General features: G+C 64.3%; 1 protein-coding gene and 1 pseudogene. Both read left to right on the top strand.

The genetic code is table 11. The annotated features are described in order from the left end of the window. A partial coding sequence (locus AC1DWA_RS32965; RefSeq protein ID WP_477917624.1) for a potassium-transporting ATPase subunit C occupies window positions 1–553 on the top strand: 553 nt, incomplete at its 5' end. A gap of 7 nt (window positions 554–560) precedes the next feature. Further along, window positions 561–737: pseudogene (locus tag AC1DWA_RS32960) on the top strand (hypothetical protein); the annotation flags it as partial.

The raw sequence follows: 737 nt of genomic DNA, 5'->3' as shown, positions 1-737 counted from the left end.
GTGGGGGGTCAGCCGGATCAGCTCCGGATCCGCCGAAGGCTCACCGGTCACTGATGCCGCCGGTTGCGTGGTCGGCAGTGCCTGGGTGGGTGTTGATCCGCAGGTTACCGAAGGGCAGCAGGACCCGTTCTTCCACAACCGCGTTGTCGGATCCGTTTCGGACGAGGATCCTTTTGCCACCGGTGATCCCGCTGCGGCACTGCCGTCCAACCAGGGGCCGAGCAGCGAGATTCTGGCCGGATTCATCATCGAGCGCCGGGCGGCCATCGCGGCACGAGAGGGCGTCGACCCGGCATCGGTTCCCGTCGACGCAGTCACCGGTTCGGGCTCGGGTATCGATCCCCACATCAGTCCGGCGTACGCCGAGCTGCAGGTCGCGAGGGTGGCGGCGAACAACGGCATCTCGGAAGACCAGGTGCGGGACTTGGTGGCTGAGCACACCGACGGTCGGCAACTCGGATTTCTCGGAGCCGAGCGAGTCAACGTCCTGGAATTGAACCTGGCACTCGGATTGACGGCACCTACGTGTGCTGCGCCGACGACTGGTGGATGATTGTCACGTGAGTTCTTCGGAGAAGGTCGGTCAATCTTTCGGTAGGGCACGCAAACGTGGTGAATTGCGTATCTACCTCGGCGCTGCCCCCGGCGTCGGAAAGACCTTCGCGATGCTCGGTGAGGCTCATCGACGTCGAGATCGTGGCTGTGACGTGGTCGCGGCCGTTGTGGAGACACACGGC

Source organism: Rhodococcus sp. P4_F3_2, assembly GCF_056401335.1.
The sequence above is the reverse complement of the archived record's forward strand: the minus strand, read 5'-3'. Positions and strand labels throughout refer to the sequence as shown.